This window comes from Pseudomonas sp. LH1G9 (genome assembly GCF_002949975.1).
Lineage (GTDB): Bacteria > Pseudomonadota > Gammaproteobacteria > Pseudomonadales > Pseudomonadaceae > Aquipseudomonas > Aquipseudomonas veronii.
The window spans coordinates 6,081,262-6,103,402 of sequence record NZ_CP026880.1; the positions used below are offsets into that span (position 1 = coordinate 6,081,262).

Annotated in this window: 24 protein-coding genes; 17 read left to right on the top strand and 7 right to left on the bottom strand. The window is 62.3% G+C overall.

Annotated elements, in window-relative coordinates; all coding sequences use genetic code 11:
- Positions 1-27: 27 nt before the first annotated feature.
- The gene (locus tag C5F70_RS28220) at positions 28-1,746 is read right to left on the bottom strand and encodes a C13 family peptidase (protein ID WP_017848355.1); all 1,719 of its coding nucleotides are present in this window, start codon (positions 1,744-1,746) and stop codon (positions 28-30) included.
- 195 nt (positions 1,747-1,941) lie between these two features.
- Positions 1,942-2,397 carry a MaoC family dehydratase gene (locus tag C5F70_RS28230; protein WP_017848354.1) on the bottom strand — a complete coding sequence of 152 codons (456 nt, stop codon included), beginning with the start codon at positions 2,395-2,397 and terminating at the stop codon, positions 1,942-1,944.
- 159 nt (positions 2,398-2,556) lie between these two features.
- Between C5F70_RS28230 and C5F70_RS28235 the strand changes: the two genes are divergently transcribed.
- The 4 genes from C5F70_RS28235 (at position 2,557) to C5F70_RS28250 (ending at position 4,562) form a co-directional block, all read left to right on the top strand.
- Positions 2,557-2,919, top strand: a complete 363-nt coding sequence (locus tag C5F70_RS28235) for a CidA/LrgA family protein (RefSeq protein WP_017848353.1) — start codon at positions 2,557-2,559, stop codon at positions 2,917-2,919.
- Positions 2,916-3,632 carry an LrgB family protein gene (locus C5F70_RS28240; protein WP_017848352.1) on the top strand — a complete coding sequence of 239 codons (717 nt, stop codon included), beginning with the start codon at positions 2,916-2,918 and terminating at the stop codon, positions 3,630-3,632. The genes C5F70_RS28235 and C5F70_RS28240 overlap by 4 nt, the downstream gene beginning before the upstream one ends.
- A gap of 21 nt (positions 3,633-3,653) precedes the next feature.
- Entirely contained in the window at positions 3,654-4,244 is a 591-nt protein-coding gene (locus tag C5F70_RS28245; RefSeq protein ID WP_017848351.1) for an LON peptidase substrate-binding domain-containing protein, read from the top strand.
- 102 nt (positions 4,245-4,346) lie between these two features.
- Positions 4,347-4,562, top strand: coding sequence for a hypothetical protein (locus C5F70_RS28250; RefSeq protein ID WP_026140195.1), 216 nt, complete (start codon positions 4,347-4,349; stop codon positions 4,560-4,562).
- Here C5F70_RS28250 and C5F70_RS28255 read toward each other — a convergent pair.
- Together C5F70_RS28255 and C5F70_RS28260 are read right to left on the bottom strand one after the other, a co-directional pair.
- Positions 4,556-5,872 carry a bifunctional DedA family/phosphatase PAP2 family protein gene (locus C5F70_RS28255; RefSeq protein WP_104904377.1) on the bottom strand — a complete coding sequence of 439 codons (1,317 nt, stop codon included), beginning with the start codon at positions 5,870-5,872 and terminating at the stop codon, positions 4,556-4,558. The two genes, C5F70_RS28250 and C5F70_RS28255, sit on opposite strands and share 7 nt — an antisense overlap.
- Positions 5,873-5,897: 25 nt before the next feature.
- Entirely contained in the window at positions 5,898-6,581 is a 684-nt protein-coding gene (locus C5F70_RS28260; RefSeq protein WP_104904378.1) for a DNA-3-methyladenine glycosylase, read from the bottom strand.
- 174 nt (positions 6,582-6,755) lie between these two features.
- Between C5F70_RS28260 and C5F70_RS28265 the strand changes: the two genes are divergently transcribed.
- The 13 genes from C5F70_RS28265 to C5F70_RS28325 all read left to right on the top strand — a co-directional run bounded on the left by C5F70_RS28265 (position 6,756) and on the right by C5F70_RS28325 (position 19,242).
- Positions 6,756-8,021, top strand: a complete 1,266-nt coding sequence (locus tag C5F70_RS28265) for a glutamate-5-semialdehyde dehydrogenase (protein ID WP_046381926.1) — start codon at positions 6,756-6,758, stop codon at positions 8,019-8,021.
- Positions 8,021-8,665, top strand: a complete 645-nt coding sequence (nadD, locus tag C5F70_RS28270; protein ID WP_017848346.1) for a nicotinate-nucleotide adenylyltransferase — start codon at positions 8,021-8,023, stop codon at positions 8,663-8,665. Before C5F70_RS28265 ends, nadD begins: the two co-directional genes overlap by 1 nt.
- A 69-nt stretch (positions 8,666-8,734) precedes the next feature.
- Positions 8,735-9,229 (top strand): ribosome silencing factor, encoded by a 495-nt coding sequence (gene rsfS / locus C5F70_RS28275; RefSeq protein WP_003176298.1) that lies wholly within the window; start codon positions 8,735-8,737, stop codon positions 9,227-9,229.
- Between the two features lie 9 nt (positions 9,230-9,238).
- Entirely contained in the window at positions 9,239-9,706 is a 468-nt protein-coding gene (gene rlmH, locus C5F70_RS28280) for a 23S rRNA (pseudouridine(1915)-N(3))-methyltransferase RlmH (RefSeq protein ID WP_003176297.1), read from the top strand.
- 15 nt (positions 9,707-9,721) lie between these two features.
- Entirely contained in the window at positions 9,722-11,620 is a 1,899-nt protein-coding gene (mrdA, locus tag C5F70_RS28285) for a penicillin-binding protein 2 (RefSeq protein ID WP_017848345.1), read from the top strand.
- A gap of 31 nt (positions 11,621-11,651) precedes the next feature.
- On the top strand, positions 11,652-12,755 hold the full coding sequence (gene rodA / locus C5F70_RS28290; RefSeq protein ID WP_046482428.1) for a rod shape-determining protein RodA: 1,104 nt from the start codon (positions 11,652-11,654) through the stop codon (positions 12,753-12,755).
- A gap of 17 nt (positions 12,756-12,772) precedes the next feature.
- On the top strand, positions 12,773-13,783 hold the full coding sequence (gene mltB / locus C5F70_RS28295) for a lytic murein transglycosylase B (RefSeq protein ID WP_104904379.1): 1,011 nt from the start codon (positions 12,773-12,775) through the stop codon (positions 13,781-13,783).
- Positions 13,783-14,781, top strand: a complete 999-nt coding sequence (locus C5F70_RS28300; protein WP_017848342.1) for a septal ring lytic transglycosylase RlpA family protein — start codon at positions 13,783-13,785, stop codon at positions 14,779-14,781. Before mltB ends, C5F70_RS28300 begins: the two co-directional genes overlap by 1 nt.
- A 183-nt stretch (positions 14,782-14,964) precedes the next feature.
- Positions 14,965-16,122, top strand: coding sequence for a D-alanyl-D-alanine carboxypeptidase family protein (locus C5F70_RS28305; RefSeq protein ID WP_017848341.1), 1,158 nt, complete (start codon positions 14,965-14,967; stop codon positions 16,120-16,122).
- An 85-nt stretch (positions 16,123-16,207) separates the two neighbouring features.
- Complete coding sequence (locus tag C5F70_RS28310; RefSeq protein WP_017848340.1) at positions 16,208-16,483, top strand: DUF493 domain-containing protein; 276 nt, start codon at positions 16,208-16,210, stop codon at positions 16,481-16,483.
- Positions 16,483-17,130 carry a lipoyl(octanoyl) transferase LipB gene (lipB, locus tag C5F70_RS28315; protein ID WP_017848339.1) on the top strand — a complete coding sequence of 216 codons (648 nt, stop codon included), beginning with the start codon at positions 16,483-16,485 and terminating at the stop codon, positions 17,128-17,130. The genes C5F70_RS28310 and lipB overlap by 1 nt, the downstream gene beginning before the upstream one ends.
- Before the next feature lie 26 nt (positions 17,131-17,156).
- Positions 17,157-18,158, top strand: coding sequence for a lipoyl synthase (lipA, locus tag C5F70_RS28320; protein ID WP_162231495.1), 1,002 nt, complete (start codon positions 17,157-17,159; stop codon positions 18,156-18,158).
- A gap of 151 nt (positions 18,159-18,309) precedes the next feature.
- On the top strand, positions 18,310-19,242 hold the full coding sequence (locus tag C5F70_RS28325; protein ID WP_104904380.1) for an LD-carboxypeptidase: 933 nt from the start codon (positions 18,310-18,312) through the stop codon (positions 19,240-19,242).
- Between the two features lie 128 nt (positions 19,243-19,370).
- Here C5F70_RS28325 and C5F70_RS28330 read toward each other — a convergent pair whose 3' ends face one another.
- The 3 genes from C5F70_RS28330 to holA all read right to left on the bottom strand — a co-directional run bounded on the left by C5F70_RS28330 (position 19,371) and on the right by holA (position 22,121).
- On the bottom strand, positions 19,371-20,696 hold the full coding sequence (locus tag C5F70_RS28330) for a lytic murein transglycosylase (RefSeq protein WP_104904381.1): 1,326 nt from the start codon (positions 20,694-20,696) through the stop codon (positions 19,371-19,373).
- Positions 20,697-20,757: 61 nt separating this feature from the next.
- Entirely contained in the window at positions 20,758-20,922 is a 165-nt protein-coding gene (gene arfA / locus C5F70_RS28335; RefSeq protein ID WP_003176285.1) for an alternative ribosome rescue factor ArfA, read from the bottom strand.
- Between the two features lie 161 nt (positions 20,923-21,083).
- Positions 21,084-22,121, bottom strand: a complete 1,038-nt coding sequence (gene holA, locus C5F70_RS28340) for a DNA polymerase III subunit delta (protein WP_046381932.1) — start codon at positions 22,119-22,121, stop codon at positions 21,084-21,086.
- Positions 22,122-22,141: the final 20 nt, after the last annotated feature.

Consider the following 22,141-nt stretch of genomic DNA (forward strand, 5'->3'; position numbering starts at 1 on the left):
GTTTCCCCCTTTGTTACACGTTACAGCTTAGTTGCCTTTAGCTTCCTTGCTATTCATTGAGACGCTTTCGAGCGCCTTTCGTGCTTGCTGCTTGCGTAATAGTTGCCAATGGGCGATCACGCCTTTGGGGGCCCAGATCTGCGGTTCGGAGGCTTCGAAGTTGTCCGCCTGTTCGCGTTCGGTCACGTGCAGTTGCGCCAGCTTGAAAGCTTGTTGCAAGTCGTCGGTCTGGTTGAAGGCTTGGGCGAAAAGGGCATCGCCGAAGTAGGTGAAGTCGGCTTCCTCGGAACAGCCAAACGACACGCGGTCGGCGCGGGAAGCGGTCATGATCAAGGTGTGCTCGTCTTTCAGCGCGGGAATGAAACCGCCGGAGTAGCACGCGGAAATCACCACGACCTTGTCGCGGTTCTTCAACGGCGTGAGCACTGCGGCGAGCTCATCGGCCGGCAGGTCGGCCAGCTCCATGCGCGGCTGGTCGAGCACCAGTTCGCTTTCGTGGGTGCCGTGGCTGGTCAGGTAGATAAACACCAGGTCCTCCGGCCCACTGCGTTCGGCCAGGGTCTGCACGGCACGGCGCAGGCTTTCGCGGGTAGCCAGGGGGCGGTCGGCGATATGGTCGCGGTGGTTGACCAGGCGAATCTGCCCGCGCGCACCGAAGCGGCTGGCGAGCATGTTGCTGACGTAATCGGCTTCGCGCAGGAACACGCTCTGTTTGCCGTCGCCCGCGAGTACCAGGGTGTACAGTTCCACGGCGGGGGTCGAAGGAGGCACGGCGGCGAGGGCAGCATCGAGCAGGCGGCCCTGGGCCAGCACGCCGATTTCCAACGGGTCGGGCAACAGCTTGCCGTCGGCGTCGCGCACGCGCATGCCGTTGACCCAGGTGCCGGCCTGCACGGTGCCGTCGGCGAGCACCAGGGTGCCGTGGCCCTGGTAGTTGTCGCTGTCGAAACCGCCGATATAGAAGCTGCCGTCGGTGAGGTTCAGGCGGCCTTCGCCGCTGAAGCGCCAATCGCTGAACTGGCCAATGTAGTGGCTGCCATCGACGCCGATCAACTCGCCCTTGCCGCTGAGGGCGCCTTCCTTGAACTGGCCGATCCACACGTCGCCGTCGGCGTTTTCGTAGCGACCCTTGCCGTTCAATTGGTTCTGTTTGAACTGGCCGACGTAGATGTCGCCGTCAGCGCTGTTGAAGGTGCCGTTGCCTTCCAACTGGCCATCGACGAAGTGGCCGCTGAACTGGTTGCCGCTGTCGTCGTTGCGCTGGCCTTCGCCGTTGGGCTTGCCGTGGGCGAACTGGCCCTGGTATTGGCTGCCGTCAGCCAGTTCCAGGCGCCCGAGGCCGGAATACTGGTCGTCCTTGAATTCGCCGCGATAGGTCATTTGCCCCTCTTTGAGGGTGCCTTCGCCGTTGCGCCGGCCTTGCTTGAAGCCACCGACGTAGTGGCTGCCCGCAGTGGTCAGGCTGCCCTGGCCGTCAAACAGGCCTTGCTGGAACTGGCCTTTATAGACTTCGCCGTTGCTGCCATGCCATTCGCCCTGGCCGTGCCACTGGCCTTTGTCGAACTGGCCGGCGTACCAACTGCCGTTGGGGTAGTCCACGCGGCCCTGGCCTTGCAGCAAGCCATTGACCACATCACCCCGGTAACGGCCGCCGTCGGGCAGGCGCGCATCGGGCGGCAACAGCGATTCGCCGTCTCCGCAAGCGGTGAGCAACAGGACAAGGGCAAAGGGAGCGAGTGGGCGCATAGCGGGATCCGGATAATTGAGCGCCGAGTATGCCGCAGCGAAGGAGCCATACCTAGTGGTCTGTTGGGGAATGATGACCTGTAGGAGCCGGCTTGCCGGCGAAGGTGGTCAACGAAAACGCGGGCATTCAGGGGGAATGTGGCGTCTGGGGGCTTTTCGCTGGCAAGCCAGCTCCTACAGGGAGGAAGGAGGCGGTTACACGAAGCAGAGCGACAGCGACTCGGCAATGTAAGCGGGTTTCTCCTGGCCTTCGATTTCCAGGGTGGCGGTGGCCTTGAACAGCCATTGGCCGGGTTTTTTCTCGGTGACGTCGGTGAGGGTCACGTTCAGGCGGACCTTGGAATTGACCTTCACCGGCTGGATAAAGCGCACGCTGTCCAAGCCGTAGTTGACCGCCATTTTCAGGCCTTCGGGCATGATCAGGATGTCTTCCATCAACTTGGGCATCAGCGACAGCGACAGGAAACCGTGGGCGATGGTGCTGCCGAACGGGGTTTGCGCGGCCTTGACCGGGTCGACGTGGATGAACTGATGGTCGCCAGTGGCTTCTGCGAACAGGTTGATGCGGGCCTGGTCGATGGTGAGCCAGTCGGAACGTCCCAGTTCCTTGCCGACATAATCTTTGAGCTGCGCTACGGGTACATAGGGCATTGCGTCTCTCCTTGGTTCATCGGTTTTTATTGATGTGCGAGAACCATGTTAGATCATCATGGGCAACCAGCCCGGTCAACCCACCATGCATATGACGAATGCCGGAGCATAGCGCGGGCATGCTTATAATGCGGGTCGGTCTTGAGGGGGGAAGGACGGATGCTATTACGCGGTCTGACATGGCTGGTGCTGTTTCAATTGATCGGCACGGCGATCAACCATTTGCTGCTGCCGGTGTTACCGGGGCCGATCATCGGTCTGCTGCTGATGCTGGGTTACCTGGTGTGGCGCGGCGAAGTCGGCGAGCCGCTGAGCCTGGCGGCCAGCAGCCTGCTGCGTTACTTGCCCTTGCTGCTGGTGCCGCCGGCGGTCGGGGTGATGGTGTATGCCAAGGACATCGCCGCAGACTTTTGGGCCATCGTCGGTGCCTTGGTGTTGTCGCTGGTGATCGCCATGGGGTTCGTTGGCGTGCTGATGCAAAAACTGGTCAAGCGCCAGGCGCAGCAGGAGGAGCAATCATGACCTTCGACTGGCAAGGCGCATGGGCGGCGGTGATTCATCATCCGCTGTTCGGCATCGGCATCACCCTCGGCGCCTATCAACTGGTGCTCGCGGGCTTCGAGAAAACCCGCTGGATCTTCCTGCAGCCGGTGCTGGTGTCCATGCTGCTGGTGATCGGCGTGCTGCTCACCTGTGGCCTGAGCTACGCCGAGTACCGCAAGAGCACCGAGATCATGAGCATCCTGCTGGGCCCGGCGACTGTGGCCCTGGCGGTGCCGCTCTATTTGAACCTGCGCCGGATTCGTCAATTGTTCTGGCCGATTTTTACTACGCTGGTGATAGGTGGTGTGTTGGCCACCGGCCTGTGTGTGTTGCTGGGCTGGTGGTTCGGTGCCGAACACAGGATGTTGATGACCATGGCACCCAAGTCGGTGACCTCGCCGATTGCCATGCTGGTGGCCGAGCAGATCGGCGGCGTGGCCGCGTTGGCCGCGGTGTTCGTGCTGATCACCGGCGTGATCGGGGCGATGATCGGCCCGGCGTACTTGTCGCGCCTGGGCGTCCACAGCCCCGAGGCGCGCGGTATGGCGCTGGGCATGACCGCTCACGCTGTCGGCACGTCGGTGGCCCTGCAGGAAAGCGAAGAGTGCGGCGCCTTTGCGGCGCTGGCCATGAGTCTGATGGGCGTGGCGACGGCGGTGTTCCTGCCGCTGGCCGTGTCGGTGATTGTTTGAACCAGGGTTAAGGAAACCTTTATGAGTCTGGCGCTGTTCCCGCTCAACACCGTGCTGTTCCCTGGCTGCACCCTCGACCTGCAATTGTTCGAGGCGCGCTACCTGGACATGATCAGCCGCTGCATGAAAAAGGGCGAAAGTTTCGGCGTGGTGTGCATCTTCGACGGCAAAGAGGTGGGCGCGGCCCCGGATGGCTACGCGCTGATCGGCTGTGAAGCGCTGATTCGCGACTTCAAACAGCAGGATAACGGCCTGCTGGGCATTCGCGTCGAGGGCGGGCGGCGCTTCCGTGTCCGAGATGCCGAGGTGCAGAAGGACCAGTTGCTGGTGGCCGAGGTGCAATGGCTGGAAGAGCGGCCGGACCACGCGCTGGAAGAGGCGGACGCCGACCTGCAGGCCTTGCTCCAGGCCCTGGCCGAACACCCGATGGTGGCCTCGCTGGACATGGGCGCCGATGCCGACGGTCAGCAGGCCCTGGGCAATCAATTGGCGTATTTGCTGCCGTTCACCGAGGCCGACAAGATCGACCTGCTGCAGCTCGACGATCCGCAACAACGGCTGGATGCGATCCAGAGGCTGCTGGATGAACTGCAAGGTGAGCTGTTCACCTGATTTTCAGAATTGTCTGGTGCTGCTTTCAGACGTTTCTGCGTTGCTCCCATCGCACGGGCTGAAATAGTTTCCGATCACACAACCACTGATCAGGGGATGAACATGATTCGGCTAGCGCAATCGGAGCAGGCGGCCTGGGACGCTTTTTTTGTCAGCATTACCTCACAACTGCTAGCGCAGGATGCACAGCGCGGCCCGGAATACATCGCCGAGCGTGCCGCAGAAATTGCCGATGAAATGCTGCTGGAGCGGCGCGAACGTTGCGTTGAGCGCCGAACCGCGCCAATCGATTGGATCGGCCCGGCCAAGGGTCAGTAGGCATACTTGAACAGGGCCTGCGAGGTGTCGCTGAAGGCGATGAAGCCGAGCACCGCCACCAGGGCAGGCAATACCAGCCACCAGGCTTTCTGCGACATCGGCGGCAGCGGGCTGCGGTATTGGATTGCGCCCAGGCTCAATGTACACACGCTCATCGCCAGCAACATTCCGGCGAGGATGTCGGTGGGCCAGTGGACGCCCAAGTAAACCCGCGACAACGCGATGAATGCCGCGGGGATGCAGCCTAGCAGCAGCCAGGTCAGGCGCAGGCGCGTGGGCTGCCCGCGCCCGGCCAATACGGCTAACGCCAGGAAAAACGCGAATGCGCCGGAGGAGTGGCCGCTGGGCATGCTGAAGCTGCTCAGTGGGTCGGTGAGGATTTCCGGGCGACCGCGGGCGAAGAACAGCTTGGTGGCGGTATTGATCACTGCGGCCATGCCCAGCGTGATGCCGACAAACAGCGCGTGGCGCCATTGGCGTGCGAGTAACAACAGGCCGGTGAACAGGGCGCTGGCGACAAACATATTCTTGAACTCGCCCAGTTGGGTGAGCCTCACCATGGTCTCGTCCAGCCAGGCGCTGCGATGCTCCTGCACCAGGGCGCTCAGCCCCTGGTCGAAGTCGTTGAGGTGCGGGTAGCCGATAAACAGGGCAATCAACAAGGTCAGGCTGGCGCAACCTATCCATCCTGTGGCGCGGCGATGGCCGCGCAGGCTGCTGTTCAAGCTCAGCCCCAGCAACACCGCCAGGCATGCCGCGACAATTCCCGCCTCGGGCCAGAACCCCGCCGGCAATGGCAGGCGGAAAGCCGCGCCGGTCGCCCAGCCCGGCAGCAGGTACGCGACTGTCCAACCGGCCGCCGCGAGAATGCTGACCAGGGCAAAGCGTGGGAACGGCATGTCGCACATGCCAGCCACCATCGGCAGCATGGGGCGCAACGGGCCGATGAAACGTCCGACCAGCAGGCTGGCGATGCCGTACTTGTGGAAGTAGGTCTCGGCGCCGTTCATCCATTCAGGGTGATGCCGCAGGCCGGGCAGGCGCCGGATGTTCTGGTGGAAATGGCGTCCCAGGAAGTAGGACACCCCATCGCCCACCAGGCCGCCGAGAAAACCCAGCAGCAGGGTTTCACTCAGCGACAGCGCACCGTTGCCGGCCAGCACGGCAATGGCGAACAGCAGCACGGTGCCGGGCACGATCAAACCGGCAATGGCCAGGCATTCCACGCACGCCACGATAAACACCGCCGCCGCCAGCCATTGGGGGTTCAGGGTCAGCCAGCCGGTGATGCTATCGAGCCATTGGCCCATATTTCTTCACTCCCTCGTCACCGTTTCAAATCAAAAAATAGTCGCGGCCTTCGACCTGGCCCCGGCGCAGCGGGTTCCGCGTGCAATAAGGCGCATAGCCTGCATCGACGAAGCGGTACATCAAGTGTTCGTCCCGGCCGCCGGGAATGCCCAGGCGGGTGGTCTGGATAATGTGCATCGGCACCTGGCCGACGTCTTCTACATAGAGCCGCTCCTGGTCGAAGCGCTTGGCATCCCACATCGGCACTTTCAGGCCCAGCGCCTTGCACAATAAGGTCTGGCCGGCGCAGAGCTTCTGCGAGGCGCGCGGCCTGCCATTGGCGTCCGGGTTGTTCAGCAGCATCTGCGCCAAACTGGCCGGGCCGGAGGTCTCATCGACCCAGGGATAGGCGGATTTGATCAATACTGCATTGCCCGGGCCCTGGGCGCTGAAGTTCAGCGAATCGCCGCCACGGGCGTAGTACATATAGATATGACCGCCATCCAGAAACAAAGCCTTACGCTTTTCTGTGTAGCCCAGTGAGGCATGGCTGCCTTTTTCGGCCACGTAATACGCTTCGGTTTCAATAATCCGCGCCGAAAGCCAGAGATCGCCGACCCGATGACGGATGATTTTGCCGAGCAATTCCCGCGCAAGCAGTTGTGCATCGCGGTCGAAGAAGCGGTCGGGCAGGGCGCTGGCAGGGAGTTGGGGGGTGAAACTCGACATGGCCTTCAGGGTTAATACGGCTAAATGTGACGGAATAATAACAACTCCTACCTTAATTACGGCTGAACCCCAGGTTTTTACAGTTCATTTCGACCATCCGCCCCTCACCGCTGTCAGTCGGGCGGCGTCACAGCTATAATCTGCCGCTTTCCTCTTTGCCAAGACTCCCTGACCATGACTGAGTCCGTTCTTGACTACATGACCCGCCTGGGTCGCGCTGCCCGTCAGGCCTCGCGGTTGATCGCCCGTGCGAGCACCGCGCAGAAAAACCGTGCCTTGCTGGCCGCCGCCGATGCTCTGGATGCTTCGCGCTCCGAGTTGACCGCCGCCAACGAACTGGACCTGGCCAACGGCCGCGCCAATGGCCTGGAACCGGCGTTGCTCGACCGCCTGGCGCTGACCCCGGCGCGTATCGACGACATGATCGAAGGCCTGCGTCAGGTGGCCAAGCTGCCTGACCCCATCGGTGAAATCCGCGATATGCGTTACCTGCCGTCCGGCATCCAGGTCGGCAAGATGCGCGTGCCCCTGGGCGTGATCGGCATCATCTATGAGTCGCGCCCGAACGTGACCATCGACGCTGCGAGCCTGTGCCTCAAGTCTGGCAACGCCACCATCCTGCGCGGCGGTTCCGAGGCGATCCACTCCAACCGTGCGATTGCCGCCTGCATCCAGCAGGGCCTGGCCGTGGCCGAATTGCCGGCCGAAGTGGTGCAAGTGGTGGAAACCACCGACCGCGCCGCCGTCGGCGCGCTGATCACCATGCCGGAATTCGTCGACGTGATCGTGCCACGCGGTGGCAAGAGCCTGATCGAACGCGTCAGCCGTGATGCCAAAGTGCCAGTGATCAAGCACCTGGACGGCGTCTGCCACGTTTACATCGACATCGCCGCTGACATCGACAAGGCGATCCGCATCGCCGACAACGCCAAGACCCACCGTTACGCGCCGTGCAACACCATGGAAACCCTGCTGGTGCACGCCGGCATTGCCGATCGCGTGCTGCCGCCGCTGGCTGCCATCTACCGCGACAAGGGCGTTGAGCTGCGCGGTTGCGAGCGCACCCGTGCGCTGCTCGGCGCGGACGTGATCGAAGCCACCGAGCAAGACTGGTACACCGAGTACACGGCGCCGATCCTGTCGATCCGCATCGTCGACGACCTGGACCAGGCCATCGAGCACATCAACAAATATGGTTCCAAGCACACCGATGCCATTGTTACCGAGCATTTCAGCGATGCCCGGCGTTTCCTCACCGAAGTGGACTCCGCTTCGGTGATGGTCAACGCCTCGACGCGTTTTGCCGACGGCTTCGAGTATGGCCTGGGCGCGGAGATCGGTATCTCCACCGACAAGCTCCACGCACGCGGCCCGGTTGGCCTGGAAGGCCTGACCAGCGAGAAGTACGTAGTGTTCGGCGACGGGCATGTGCGCGCTTGATGGGTAAACGCATCGGGTTGCTCGGCGGCACCTTTGACCCCGTGCATATCGGCCATTTGCGCAGTGCCCTGGAAGTCGCGGATGCCCTCGCGCTGGATGAATTGCGCCTGACCCCCAATGCCCGGCCGCCGCACCGCGATACGCCGCAGGTGTCAGCGCAGCAGCGCCTGGAAATGGTGCGCCTTGCCGTAGCTGGCATACCGCCGCTGGTGGTGGACGACCGCGAGCTCAAGCGCGATAAACCGTCCTACACTGTCGACACCCTGGAACTGATGCGTGCCGAGTTGGCCGCGGACGACCAGTTGTTTCTGCTTTTGGGCTGGGACGCATTTTGCGGCCTGCCCTCTTGGCATCGCTGGGAGGAACTCCTCCAGCATTGCCACATCCTGGTTTTGCAACGCCCGGATGCCGACAGCGAACCGCCGGATGCCTTGCGCAACCTGCTGGCCGCGCGGTCGGTAAGTGACCCCTTGGCCCTGACCGGGCCGAACGGGAATATTGCATTCGTCTGGCAGACCCCGCTTGCGGTGTCCGCCACCCAGATCCGTCAACTGCTGGCCAGCGGGAAGTCGGTACGTTTCCTGGTGCCTGACGCGGTCCTGGCCTACATCGATGCGCACGGGCTTTACCGTGCGTCGAACTGAAAAGGCGCGCTTGAACGCACGAACAGTCGTGCAGCGAGCGCCCGAACATACGAGCAAAACGAGTTTTATATGACGAACAAAGACGTAAGCAAAGTTAAGCGCAAAGGCACCTTCAAAAGCGCGCCACTGCCGGTTGAAGCCCACGTTGGCCCGGAACTGGCTGGCGAAGAGCTGGTGAAAGTCGCCGTGGCGGCCCTGGAAGACGTCAAGGCCCAGGACATCCAGGTGCTGGACGTGCGCGACAAGCAGAGCATCACCGACTTCATGATCATCGCCACCGGTACCTCCAACCGCCAGATCGGCGCGATGCTCGACAAAGTGCGCGAAGCCGTCAAAGCCCAGGGCGTTAAGCCGCTGGGTGAAGAAGGCAAGGGCGACAGCGACTGGGTGCTGCTGGACATGGACGACGTGATCGTTCACATGATGACCTCCAACGCCCGTCAGTTCTACGACCTGGAGCGTCTGTGGAAAGGCGCCGAACAGAGCCGTGCCGCTGATGGCAAGCACCACAGTCCGGAAGTGGGCCACGCGCACTTCGACAAGCTCAACAAAGACCAGGAATAAGGAACGGCTGTGCGCCTGCGTCTGATCGCTGTCGGTTCACGCATGCCCAAGTGGGTGGAAGAAGGCTGGCATGAATATGCCAAGCGTCTGCCCGCCGAGCTGTCGCTTGAGCTGGTGGAAATTCCGCTCAATACCCGGGGCAAGAACGCCGACGTGGCGCGCTTTATCCGTCAGGAAGGCGAAGCCATGCTGGCCAAGGTCGGTCCCAACGAGCGCATCGTCACCCTCGAAGTCCACGGCAAGCCCTGGAGCACCGAGCAATTGGCGGTGGAACTGGATCGCTGGCGCCTGGACTCGCGCACCGTCAACTTCATGGTCGGCGGCCCCGAGGGGCTGGCGCCGGAAGTCTGCGCGCGGGCGGACCAACGCTGGTCGCTGTCGGCGCTGACGTTGCCGCACCCGTTGGTAAGGATTCTGATCGGTGAACAGCTGTATCGCGCCTGGACAGTTCTGTCCGGGCACCCTTACCACAAATAGTCTGCGCCCCTCCCGATGACTCAGCCGATCCGCATCAAGGACCACGAGAAAGACGCACGTCTGGTGCGCTCGCGCGTGGTTTTTGGCGCGATCATGGTAGTGACGTTGATCGGGGTGTTGATCGCGCGCCTGTATTTCCTGCAGGTGATCCAGTACGACTATCACTCCACTCTGTCGGAAAACAACCGGGTGCATGTGCAGCCGATTCCGCCGACCCGTGGCCTGATTTTCGACCGCAACGGCGTGGTGGTCGCGGATAACCGGCCCAGCTTCAGCCTGAGCATGACCCGCGAACGCTCCGGCGACTGGCAGCAGGTTCTCGATGTGATCGTCGACGTGCTGCAACTGACCCCGGAAGACCGGGCGATCTTCGAAAAGCGCATGAAACAGGGGCGTCGGCCGTTCGAGCCGGTGCCGATCCTGTTCGAGCTGACCGAAGAGCAGATCGCCCGGATCGCGGTGAACCAGTTCCGCCTGCCGGGCGTGGAAGTGGTGGCGCAGTTGGTGCGGCATTACCCGCAAGGGCCGCACTTCGCGCACTCCGTCGGTTATATGGGGCGGATCAACGAGAAAGAGCTGAAAAGCCTCGATCCGGTCAATTACAGCGGCACCCACCATATCGGCAAGACCGGCATCGAGCGTTTCTACGAGCCCGAGCTGCACGGCCAGGTGGGTTACGAAGAGGTCGAGACCAACGCCCGCGGCCGTGTGTTGCGGGTGCTCAAGCGTACCGATCCGGTGCCGGGCAAGGACATTGTGCTGAGCCTGGACATCAAGTTGCAGGAAGCGGCCGAGATGGCCCTGGGCGGGCGCCGTGGCGCGGTGGTGGCGCTGGACCCGAGTACCGGCGAAGTCCTGGCCATGGTCAGCCAACCCAGTTTCGACCCCAACCTGTTCGTGACCGGGATCAGCTTCAAGGCCTACGCCGAGCTGCGCGATTCCATCGACCGGCCGCTGTTCAACCGGGTGTTGCGCGGCCTGTATCCGCCGGGTTCGACGATCAAGCCGGCGGTAGCGATTGCCGGCCTGGATGCGGGCGTGGTCACGGCGTCGAGTCGCGTGTTCGACCCCGGCTACTACATGCTGCCTAATTACGATCACAAATACCGTAACTGGAACCGCACCGGTGACGGCTATGTCGACCTGGACACCGCGATCATGCGGTCCAACGACACCTATTTTTACGACCTGGCCCACAAGCTGGGGATCGATCGCCTGTCGGCCTACATGGGCAAGTTCGGGTTGGGTCAGAAAGTCTCCCTGGACATGTTCGAAGAATCCCCAGGCCTGATGCCGTCGCGCGAATGGAAGCGTGCCACCCGCCGCCAGGCGTGGTTCCCCGGCGAGACTCTGATTCTTGGCATCGGCCAGGGCTACATGCAGGCGACACCGCTGCAACTGGCCCAGGCCACGGCGTTGGTGGCCAACAAAGGCGTCTGGAACCGTCCGCACCTGGCCCGCACCATCGAAGGCGAAAAGCCGGTGGATGAAAACCCGATCCCGGACATTGTGCTGCGTGACCCGTCGGACTGGACCAAGGTCAACCACGGCATGCAGCAGGTGATGCACGGCGCCCGGGGCACGGCGCGCAAGGCGGCGATCGGCGCGCAATATCGCATTGCCGGCAAGAGCGGTACGGCCCAGGTGGTTGCGATCAAGCAAGGCGAAAAATATGACCGTTCCAAAGTCCAGGAGCGCCACCGCGACCACGCCCTGTTTGTCGGCTTCGCTCCGGCGGACGACCCGAAGATCGTGGTCGCCGTGATGGTCGAGAACGGCGAGTCCGGTTCGGGCGTCGCCGCGCCGGTGGTCCGTCAAGTGATGGATGCCTGGCTGTTGACCGACGACGGCAAGCTCAAGCCCGAATATGGCGGCCCCCCTTCAAGCACCGAGGTTACGGCCAGTGAAGAGTAATTTTGACCGCATCCTCTCCAGTGAGGATGTGATGCGTCGCCGCGCGACGTTGCTGCAGCGCATGCACATTGATGGCCCGTTGTTGATCCTGCTGCTGACCCTGGCGGCCGGCAGTCTGTTCGTGCTGTATTCGGCCAGCGGCAAGAACTGGGACCTGCTGATCAAGCAAGCGTCGTCGTTCGGCCTGGGCTTGTTGTCGATGGTGGTAATTGCCCAGCTGGAGCCGCGTTTCATGGCGCGTTGGGTGCCGCTGGGGTACGTCGCTGGAGTGTTGTTGCTGGTGGTGGTGGACGTGATGGGCCACAACGCCATGGGCGCGACCCGCTGGATCAACATTCCGGGGGTGATTCGCTTCCAGCCGTCGGAATTCATGAAGATCCTGATGCCGGCGACCATCGCCTGGTACCTGTCCAAGCGCACCTTGCCGCCGCAACTCAAGCATGTGGGGATCAGCCTGATCCTGATCGGCGTGCCGTTCATCCTCATCGTGCGCCAGCCGGATCTCGGTACATCGCTGCTGATCCTGGCGGGCGGTGCGTTCGTGCTGTTCATGGGTGGCTTGCGCTGGCGCTGGATTCTCAGCGTGCTCGCCGCTGCCGTGCCGGTGGCGGTGGCCATGTGGTTCTTCTTTATGCATGACTACCAGAAGCAGCGGATTCTCACGTTCCTCGACCCGGAGAGCGACCCGCTGGGCACCGGCTGGAACATCATCCAGTCGAAGGCGGCCATCGGTTCCGGCGGTGTCTTTGGCAAGGGCTGGCTGATGGGCACCCAGTCGCACCTGGACTTTTTGCCCGAGAGCCACACCGACTTCATTATTGCGGTGATGGGCGAAGAGTTCGGCCTGGTGGGCATTTGCGCGTTGCTGCTGATCTATTTACTGTTGATTGGGCGTGGCCTGGTGATCACCGCGCAGGCGCAGACGTTGTTCGGCAAATTGCTGGCGGGCTCGTTGACCATGACTTTTTTTGTTTACGTTTTCGTCAACATCGGTATGGTCAGTGGCCTCTTGCCGGTGGTTGGGGTGCCGTTGCCGTTCATTAGCTACGGCGGAACTTCGCTGGTGACATTGCTGTCAGCGTTTGGGGTTTTGATGTCGATTCACACGCATCGCAAATGGATCGCACAGGTTTGAATAAGGTGAAGATGTCAATGCAAGTATTGCGCGGCTGGGCGACTCGGCATGCGTCCTGGATGAGCCTGATCGGGCTGCTGGGCGCCATGCACGAAGCGCAGGCCGGTGACTACGATGGCTCACCTCAGGTCGCCGAATTCGTCGGTGAGATGACCCGTGACTATGGCTTCGCCGGTGAACAGCTGATGGGCGTGTTCCGCGAGGCCCAGCGCAAGCAGGCGATCCTGGATGCCATCTCCCGCCCGGCCGAGCGCGTGAAGCAGTGGAAGGACTATCGCCCGATGTTCCTGACCGATGCCCGCGTGGCCCGGGGCGTGGACTTCTGGCGCCAGCACGAAGCCGCGCTGGCTCGCGCCGAGCAGGAATACGGCGTGCCTGCCCAGGTGATTGTCGCGATCATTGGCATTGAAACCTTCTACGGGCGCAACACTGGCGGTTACCGGGTGATCGATGCCTTGTCGACCTTGAGCTTCGATTACCCGCCCCGCGCTGAATTCTTCCGTAAGGAACTGCGTGAATTCCTGCTGCTGGCCCGCGAAGAGCAGGTCGACCCGCTGACCCTCAAAGGCTCCTACGCCGGTGCGATGGGCTTGCCGCAGTTCATGCCGAGCAGTTTTCGCGCCTACGCGGTGGATTTTGACGGCGACGGCCATATCAATATCTGGAGCAACCCGGACGATGCCATCGGCAGCGTGGCCAGCTACTTCAAGCGCCATGGCTGGGTGAGCGGCGAACCGGTCGTCAGCCGTGCCGACGTGAGCGGCGAGCGCGCCGATGACGGCCTGACCCAGGGCATCGAGCCGGCCAAGACGGTCGGGGAGTTGCGGGCGCTGGGCTGGTCAAGTCATGATGCGCTGCGCGATGATATGCCGGTCACGGCTTTCCGCCTGGAAGGCGAAAACGGCCCTGAATACTGGATGGGCCTGAAGAATTTCTACGCAATCACGCGTTATAACCGCAGTGTGATGTACGCCATGGCTGTGCATCAACTGTCTGACATGCTGGTCCAAGCACGGGGCAACAAGTAATGCGGGCATCGCCGTTGAAAAAACCGCTCAAGCTGGTGGCGTTTGCCGCGTTGTCCTTGCTGGTTGTCAGTTGCTCCACCAGCCGCGCGCCGACGCAAAAGTCCGGCGGCACCGCTATTCGTTCCCAGCCGGGCCTGGACATCAACCGCGCGCATAAAGACGGTGCGCCGTGGTGGGACGTCGACGTGTCGAAAATCCCGGATGCCACGCCGACCCTGCACACCGGTCCGTACAAGGCCAACCCCTATACCGTGCTGGGCAAGAGCTACTTCCCGCTGCAGGACTCCAAGACCTATGTGCAGTCGGGCACGGCGTCGTGGTACGGGACCAAGTTCCATGGCCAGAACACCGCCAATGGCGAGGTCTACGACCTGTATGGCATGAGCGCGGCCCACAAGACCCTGCCGCTGCCCAGCTATGTGCGCGTGACCAACCTGGACAACAACCGCACGGTGATCCTGCGGGTCAACGATCGCGGGCCGTTCTATTCGGACCGGATCATCGACTTGTCCTACGCCGCCGCGAAGAAACTCGGTTATGCCGAAACCGGCACCGCGCGGGTCAAGGTCGAAGGGATCGACCCCGCGCAATACTGGGCCCAGCGTGGCAAACCGGCACCGTTGATGCTCAACGAGCCGCAGGCCGCGCAACCGCAAGTCACAGCCTCGACCGGCAAGATCGAGCAGTGGACGCCACCCGCGCAACAGCACGCGCCCGACACGGTCGTGGTGCCTCGCGCCGCACCGGGTGCTTCGGCTGCCGGTGGGCAATACCTGCAGGTGGGCGCTTTCGCCAACCCGGATGCGGCAGAGCTGTTAAGGTCCAAGCTGAGCAGTATGGTCAATGCGCCGGTCTTCATCAGTTCCATCGTGCGTAATCAACAGACCCTGCACCGTGTGCGTATGGGCCCGATCGGTTCGCCGAGCGAGGTCGCGCAAGTGCAGAACAGCGTGCGCCTGGCCAACCTGGGGCAACCCAGCGTGGTCAGCGCCGAATAAACCGTAAAGGATTGATGGTTCAGGTCCGTGCGCGGGCCTGGGCCCTGGTTGTTGGCTCGTTGAACAATAAAACCCAGGGGCAAGGGGTGAGCAGGCAACCGAACACGCGACAGACTGGTAACGGGCTGTCTGAATAAGTTTTGCCCGCGAGGGCAAGTTTCCATACGTAATTTCGAGAGACGGATGAACATCATCACCTTAGCCAAACGCACGTGCCTGCTTATCTCGCTGATCATCACCCCGGCCGCCTGGGCGGTTGAAATGGTGCCGGCTTCACCGCAACTGGCCGCCAAGGCCTGGGTCCTCATGGATGCCGCCAGTGGCAACGTGCTGGTGGAAAACAACGGTGACCAGCGCCTGCCGCCTGCCAGCTTGACCAAGCTGATGACAGCCTATATCGCGACCCTGGAAATCCGTCGCGGCCAGATCGGCGAAAACGACCCGGTGACCGTCAGCGAAAACGCCTGGCGCACCGGTGGTTCGCGGATGTTCATCAAGGTCGGCTCGCAGGTGACGGTCAGCGACCTGCTGCACGGCATCATCATCCAGTCGGGTAACGACGCCAGCGTCGCCCTGGCCGAGCACATCGCCGGCAGCGAAGACGCGTTCGCCGACATGATGAACAAAACCGTGGCCGACCTGGGCATGACCAACAGCCACTTCATGAACCCGACCGGTCTGCCGAACCCAGAGCACTACTCGTCGGCTCACGACATGGCGATCCTGGCGCGCGCGATCATTCGTGTCGACCCGGTCCACTACGCGATCTACTCCCAGAAGGAATTCTTCTGGAACAACATCAAGCAGCCTAACCGCAACCTGTTGCTGTGGCGCGACAAGACCGTCGACGGTCTGAAAACCGGCCACACCGAAGAAGCCGGCTACTGCATGGTGTCGTCCGCCGTGCGTGATGGCCAGCGCCTGATCGCCGTGGTCTTCGGCACCAACAGCGAGCAGGCCCGTGCGGCCGAGACGCAAAAACTGCTGACCTACGGTTTCCGCTTCTTCGAAACCCAGACCTTCTATCAGAAGGGTGCTGAACTGGCGACCGCGCCGGTATGGAAAGGCACGACCTCGCAAGTCAAGGCCGGCCTGGCTGAAGACCTGACCCTGACCATGCCTAAAGGCCAGCTGAAAAAGCTCGCGGCCAGCATGACCATGAACCCGCACCTGGTTGCGCCAATCGCCAAGGGCGACGTGATCGGCAAGGTCGAAGTGAAGCTGGACGATAAAGTGGTACACAGTGCCGACCTGATCGCCCTGGACGCCGTCGACGAGGGTGGTATCTTCCGCCGCGTGTGGGATAGCATCCGCCTGTTCTTCTACAGCTTGTTCAACTGATAAGTGTGCACCTGCAAAGCCCCGTGTTGATCCGACGCGGGGCTTTGCCCGTCGCCACGGCTTACGCTTACGAGGCCGTTACGCCATGACCGATAAAGAAGTAAAGGCGCCAAAGATCGAATTCCCGGTGACGGATTATCCCGTCAAGGTGATCAGCGATACCGGTGTGGGCAACAAGGACAAGATTCTCGACATCGTGCGTAAACACGCGACGATCAACGACAACCGTGTGGATGAACGTTCGAGCACCAACGGTAAGTACACCACGATCCAGTTGCACATCGTTGCGACCGGTCAAGACCAGCTTTACGACATCAACAGCGAACTGCGGGCCACTGGCTTCGTACATATGGTGCTGTGATGCCACAGGTCCTGGGCTTTCGCGAGCTCGGCCGGATGGACTACGAGCCCGTCTGGCACGCGATGCAGCGCTTCACCAACGAGCGCGGCACCTCGGCACCCGATGAGATCTGGCTGGTGGAACACCCGCCGGTGTTCACCCAGGGCCAGGCCGGCAAGGCCGAGCATCTGCTACTTCCGGGTGATATTCCGGTGGTGCAGGTCGACCGAGGGGGTCAAGTGACTTACCATGGGCCCGGTCAACTGGTGGCGTATCTGCTGCTGGATGTGCGCAAGCTGGGGTTTGGCGTGCGCGACCTGGTGAACCGTATGGAGGCTTGCCTGATCGAGCTGTTGGCCAGTTACGGCGTGAGCGCCGTGGCCAAGCCCGATGCACCCGGTGTGTATGTGGATGGTGCGAAAATCGCTTCCCTGGGGCTGCGCATTCGCCACGGTTGTTCGTTTCATGGCCTGGCGTTGAACGTGGACATGGACCTGGCGCCGTTCCGGCGCATCAACCCGTGCGGTTATGCCGGGTTGGCGATGACCCAGTTGAGCGACCACGCCACACCGATTAAATTTGCCGAGGTAAGTACCCGGCTGCGTGCGCAGCTCGTCAAACACCTCGACTATGCTGAGCAGACGACCCTTACGGGCGGAATCGACTGATTATGACTACTGATGCAGTGCAAACCATGATCCCGACGCTGGACGTCACCGAACGTCCGGCCCAGGCCCCGCGTGCCAAGGTGGAAGCCGGCGTCAAGCTGCGCGGCGCCGAGAAGGTTGCACGCATCCCGGTCAAGATCATCCCGACCACCGAACTGCCGAAAAAACCTGACTGGATTCGCGTGCGTATCCCGGTCTCGCCGGAAGTCGACCGTATCAAGGCGTTGCTGCGCAAGCACAAGCTGCACAGCGTGTGCGAAGAAGCGTCCTGCCCGAACCTGGGCGAATGCTTCTCCGGCGGTACTGCCACGTTCATGATCATGGGTGACATCTGCACCCGTCGTTGCCCGTTCTGCGACGTCGGCCACGGCCGGCCCAAGCCGCTGGACGTCAACGAGCCGGAAAGCCTGGCCATCGCCATCGCCGACCTGAAACTCAAGTACGTGGTGATCACCTCCGTCGACCGTGACGACCTGCGTGACGGCGGTGCCCAGCACTTTGCCGACTGCATCCGCGAAATCCGCAAGCTGTCGCCGGACGTGATGCTCGAAACCCTGGTGCCGGACTACCGTGGCCGCATGGACGTCGCGCTGGAAATCACTGCCGCCGAGCCGCCGGATGTGTTCAACCACAACCTGGAAACCGTGCCACGCCTGTACAAGGCGGCGCGTCCAGGTTCGGACTACCAGTGGTCGCTGACCCTGCTGCAGAAATTCAAGCAGATGATGCCGCACATCCCGACCAAATCCGGCCTGATGCTCGGCCTGGGCGAAACCGACGAGGAAGTGATCGAAGTCATGCAGCGCATGCGCGAACACGACATCGACATGCTGACCCTCGGCCAATACCTGCAACCATCGCGCAGCCACTTGCCGGTACAGCGTTTCGTTCACCCGGACACCTTCGCCTGGTTCGCCGAGGAAGGTTACAAGATGGGCTTCAAGAACGTCGCGTCGGGCCCGCTGGTACGTTCCTCGTACCACGCCGATGAGCAGGCCAAGCTGGTCAAGGCTAGCCTGATTTCGTAATACAGATCTGCGCAACACCGCAGATCCAATGTGGGAGGGGGCTTGTCCCCGATGGCAGTGTGTCAGTCGCTACAGGTACTGGCTGATTCAGCGCTATCGGGGGCAAGCCCCCTCCCACATTTCGTTCCGCGTCATATAGGGAGAATCAGGGATGACCAGTCGACTAGCCGCCGCCGTACCTGCATTGCGTTCTGAAGCCACCGTCGGCCTGATCGCTCCCGCAGGCCCTGCCGCGCTGGACGTGGAAAAAGCCGGGCAATGGATGCGCGCCCGTGGCTATGAGCTACGCATCTTCCCCGGAGTATATGAACGCGACGGCTACCTGGCCGGCAGCGATGACGTGCGCTTGCGCGATCTGCACGCCGCCTTCGCCAACCCTGATATCGATGCGATCTTCTGCCTGCGCGGCGGCTACGGCACGCCCCGCCTGCTGGACCGCCTGGACTTCGACCTGCTGCGCGCCAACCCCAAGCCTTTCGTGGGTTACAGTGATATCACTGCGTTGCACCTGGCAATCAACCGCTATGCCGGTTTTGTGACCTTCCACGGCCCGATGCTGAATGCCGACCTGCTCGGCGACAAGCAGCCACCCACCGAGTCGTCGTTGTTCAACATGCTGCGTGGCCAGGTGGGTGCAGGCAGCGTGCTGGCGCACCCGGTGGCCTACCCATTGACCACGATCGAGCCCGGTATCGCCTGTGGGCGCTTGCTCGGCGGCAACCTGTCGATGATCGCGGCCATGATGGGGACGTCCTACGAAATCGATGCCGAGGGCATCATCCTGTTTATCGAAGACGTCAACGAGCCGATCTACCGCATCGACCGCTTGCTGACGCATCTGCGCCTGACCGGCAAGCTGGCCCAGGTAGCGGGTGTGTTGGTGGGGGACGTGGCGGGGGTGGATAGCACCGGGCTGGAGCGGCTGCTGAAGCAGACCTTCGAACCGCTGTGCATTCCGGTGCTGTCTGGCTGGCGCAGTGGGCATTGCGATCCGAACCTGACGCTGCCGATGGGCGCGCGGGTGCGGTTGGATGCGGGGGAGCAGCGGGTGGTGTTGGAGCAGGATGTGGTGTTCAACCGCTGAATCTGTCGTCTGCTAAACCGCTATCGGGAGCAAGCTCCCTCCCACATTTGACTGCATTTCAAAGGATGTACGCGGTCAAAATGTGGGAGGGGGCTTGCCCCCGATAGCGGTAGTCGCCATAAGCCGATCTAACGGTTCTGCAACGACTCCAGCAACTTCACCGTCGGATAACCATCCGCCGGCCAGCCCAGTGACTGTTGCGCCGCACGGATCGCCTTACGCGTGTTGGCGCCGATAATCCCGTCCGGGTTGCCCGCGTCATAGCCATTGCTGCTGAGTACGGTCTGCAGGTCGATGCGCTGGGAACGACTCAGCGGTAGTTCATCTTTCGGCCAATCGCCACGAATCACGCCACTTCCGCCGAACCGTTCCGACAGCAGGCCCACGGCCAGTGCGTAGGACGACGAGTTGTTGTACTTGAGGATTGCGCGGAAGTTATCCAGCACCAGGAACGCCGGGCCACGGTAACCCGCTGGCAGCAGCAGGGCGGCGGAGAGCTGGTCGACGTTAGGCGGCATGCTCGCTCCCGGTGGCAGCTGGATGCCCAGCTTCAGCCAGTCGGCGACGGTCTTGCGCACGCCACCGTCGGCCAGGGTGTAATCGAAGTTGGCCGGCAGTTGTTTGACTTCGAAACCCCACGGCTGGCCTTTCTGCCAGCCGGAGCTTTGCAGGTAATGCGCGGTGGAGGCCAGGGCGTCGGCCGGGCTGTTCCAGATGTCGCGGCGACCGTCGCCGTCGAAGTCCACGGCGTGGGTGTTGTAGGTGGTCGGGATGAACTGGGTCTGGCCCATGGCGCCGGCCCACGAACCGCGCATCTGGTCGGCCTGGATATCGCCGTGCTGGATGATCTGCAGCGCCGCGAGCAATTGCGCCTGGGCAAAGGCCGGGCGCCGGCCTTCGTAGGCCAGGGTCGCGAGGGAACGGATCACCGAGTTATTGCCCTGGAACTGACCGAAGTTACTTTCCATGCCCCACACCGAGACCAGCGCCTGGCGGTCGACGCCATAACGTTGCTCGATGCTTTGCAGGATGTCGGCGTGCTTGACCAATAGTGCCCGGCCATTACGCACGCGTACTGGCGACAGGGCGCCGTCGAGGTATTCCCACACCGGGCGGGAAAATTCCGGTTGGCTGCGGTCGGCGCGGATCACCGCCATGTCCGGGGTGACGTTGGCGAAGGCGATATCAAACACGGCCGGGGTAATGCCGGCCTTCAAGGCTTGCGCACGGAAACCGGCCTGCCATTCGGCAAAGGTCTGGGTGGGCTGGATGTCCAGGTTATCCACAGCCAGCGGGGCCACGACAGCGGGCGCTACGACCGGTGCGGTCGACAGTGTCGGCAAGGGTTGAGCATCTGCGGCGGTAGGTTTTTCCGCGCAGGCGACAAGCAGAATGAGGCTGGAGGCAGCGATCAATTGGCGAAGGTGCCAACGACGGGAAAGACTAGAGGGCATGCACAGGTCCAGGGATTACAAATCAAGTGCTGACCTTATCATGCCGGAGGGGCGCTTGCCTTCAGGCGGCCAGAAAGTAAGAAGCCTCCCAGCTATTAGACTGGAAGGCTTCGCGGCGGTAGCTGCCTTTGCCCTTGCCGGCGCGTTCCTGACGGCTGCGGAACAGTGGCTGGGCGATGATGGATTTGGCCTTGTTGGGGCCATGCTTAGATGGCTTTTTGCTCATGGTCGTTACTCTCTTCAGGTGGGATGCAGCGGTGCAAATCATCTGCCGAAGTCTGGCCGCTGTAAAGCCCGACAAGTTTTTTGAAATACAAATGCAGCCAACATGTGGGAGGGGGCTTGCCCCATCCCGCATTGGTTTTGCGGTGTTTTTAAGAGGGGGGGTTATTCGGCAGGTAATGTCAGGCGCTGGCCAGACATCAGCAGTGACAAACGGCTCAGGCTCATCCACGGCGAACCCGCTGCCTGGCCCTTGATTTGCGCATCGATGCGCTGGGCTTCGAGCAACAGTTGCGCCCAGCGTTGCGCCGAGTGCCGCTGCAGGGCTTTGCTCATCAGCGGTTTGCGCTTGTCCCAGACCGGCGGTCTGGCTTGGCTGAAGCATTTGTCCAACGGCGTGCCCTGGCTGTATTGCAGCGCAATATTGGCCAGTACCCGCAACTCGCGAGCCAGCGCCCAGAGAATCACCGGCGGTTCCACGCCTTCACCGCGCAACCCTTCGAGCATGCGCAGGGCGTGCGCAGGCTCGCCGTTGAGGATGGCGTCCACCAGCCCGAACACGTCAAAGCGCGCGCTGTCAGCCACCGCGCCTTGCACGGTTTCGACGGTGATCTGCCCGTCTTCGGCCATCAGCTTGAGCTTTTCGATCTCTTGGGCGGCGGCAAGCAGGTTGCCTTCGACCCGGGCGGCGATCAGTTCCACGGCGTCCTGCGTGGCCGACAGCCCCGATTGGGACAGGCGCTGACGAATCCACTGCGGCAACTGATTGCTGTCCACCGGCCAGATCTGGATGAACTGGGTCTGTGCCCCTTCCACCAGCGCTTTGCCCCACTTGGTTTTCTGCGCGCTGCCGTCGAGCTTGGGCAGGCTGATCAGCAACACCGTGTCTTCGGCAGGCCGCGAACAGTACTCGATGAAGGCCGCCGCGCCCTTGTCGCCGGGCTTGCCCGACGGCAGGCGCAGTTCCAGCAGGCGTTTTTCGGCAAACAGCGACATGCTCGCGCCGGCTTGCAGCAGCGTGCCCCAGTCGAAACTGGCGTCGGCGCTGAACACCTGGCGTTCGTCGAAGCCTTGCTGGCGCGCGGCGGTGCGAATGGCGTCTGCCGCTTCCTGGCACAGCAACGGGTCATCGCCGCTGACGATATAGACAGGCGCGAGAGCACCTTGCAGGTGTTTGGCGAGTTGGGCGGGGGCGAGTTTCATAGGCGCGATGAACGGGGCGC

Excerpts from the sequence above, each read along its gene's own strand:
- lipA (WP_162231495.1), top strand. The coding sequence starts at position 17,157 with ATGATCCCGACGCTGGACGTCACCGAACGTCCGGCCCAGGCCCCGCGT.
- C5F70_RS28220 (WP_017848355.1), bottom strand. The coding sequence starts at position 1,746 with ATGCGCCCACTCGCTCCCTTTGCCCTTGTCCTGTTGCTCACCGCTTGC.
- C5F70_RS28330 (WP_104904381.1), bottom strand. The coding sequence starts at position 20,696 with ATGCCCTCTAGTCTTTCCCGTCGTTGGCACCTTCGCCAATTGATCGCT.
- holA (WP_046381932.1), bottom strand. The coding sequence starts at position 22,121 with ATGAAACTCGCCCCCGCCCAACTCGCCAAACACCTGCAAGGTGCTCTC.
- nadD (WP_017848346.1), top strand. The coding sequence starts at position 8,021 with ATGGGTAAACGCATCGGGTTGCTCGGCGGCACCTTTGACCCCGTGCAT.
- C5F70_RS28235 (WP_017848353.1), top strand. The coding sequence starts at position 2,557 with ATGCTATTACGCGGTCTGACATGGCTGGTGCTGTTTCAATTGATCGGC.
- C5F70_RS28305 (WP_017848341.1), top strand. The coding sequence starts at position 14,965 with ATGAACATCATCACCTTAGCCAAACGCACGTGCCTGCTTATCTCGCTG.
- rodA (WP_046482428.1), top strand. The coding sequence starts at position 11,652 with ATGCGTCGCCGCGCGACGTTGCTGCAGCGCATGCACATTGATGGCCCG.
- C5F70_RS28300 (WP_017848342.1), top strand. The coding sequence starts at position 13,783 with ATGCGGGCATCGCCGTTGAAAAAACCGCTCAAGCTGGTGGCGTTTGCC.
- C5F70_RS28230 (WP_017848354.1), bottom strand. The coding sequence starts at position 2,397 with ATGCCCTATGTACCCGTAGCGCAGCTCAAAGATTATGTCGGCAAGGAA.
- C5F70_RS28310 (WP_017848340.1), top strand. The coding sequence starts at position 16,208 with ATGACCGATAAAGAAGTAAAGGCGCCAAAGATCGAATTCCCGGTGACG.
- arfA (WP_003176285.1), bottom strand. The coding sequence starts at position 20,922 with ATGAGCAAAAAGCCATCTAAGCATGGCCCCAACAAGGCCAAATCCATC.
- C5F70_RS28255 (WP_104904377.1), bottom strand. The coding sequence starts at position 5,872 with ATGGGCCAATGGCTCGATAGCATCACCGGCTGGCTGACCCTGAACCCC.
- C5F70_RS28250 (WP_026140195.1), top strand. The coding sequence starts at position 4,347 with ATGATTCGGCTAGCGCAATCGGAGCAGGCGGCCTGGGACGCTTTTTTT.
- mltB (WP_104904379.1), top strand. The coding sequence starts at position 12,773 with ATGCAAGTATTGCGCGGCTGGGCGACTCGGCATGCGTCCTGGATGAGC.
- lipB (WP_017848339.1), top strand. The coding sequence starts at position 16,483 with ATGCCACAGGTCCTGGGCTTTCGCGAGCTCGGCCGGATGGACTACGAG.
- C5F70_RS28240 (WP_017848352.1), top strand. The coding sequence starts at position 2,916 with ATGACCTTCGACTGGCAAGGCGCATGGGCGGCGGTGATTCATCATCCG.
- mrdA (WP_017848345.1), top strand. The coding sequence starts at position 9,722 with ATGACTCAGCCGATCCGCATCAAGGACCACGAGAAAGACGCACGTCTG.
- C5F70_RS28265 (WP_046381926.1), top strand. The coding sequence starts at position 6,756 with ATGACTGAGTCCGTTCTTGACTACATGACCCGCCTGGGTCGCGCTGCC.
- C5F70_RS28260 (WP_104904378.1), bottom strand. The coding sequence starts at position 6,581 with ATGTCGAGTTTCACCCCCCAACTCCCTGCCAGCGCCCTGCCCGACCGC.
- C5F70_RS28325 (WP_104904380.1), top strand. The coding sequence starts at position 18,310 with ATGACCAGTCGACTAGCCGCCGCCGTACCTGCATTGCGTTCTGAAGCC.
- rsfS (WP_003176298.1), top strand. The coding sequence starts at position 8,735 with ATGACGAACAAAGACGTAAGCAAAGTTAAGCGCAAAGGCACCTTCAAA.
- C5F70_RS28245 (WP_017848351.1), top strand. The coding sequence starts at position 3,654 with ATGAGTCTGGCGCTGTTCCCGCTCAACACCGTGCTGTTCCCTGGCTGC.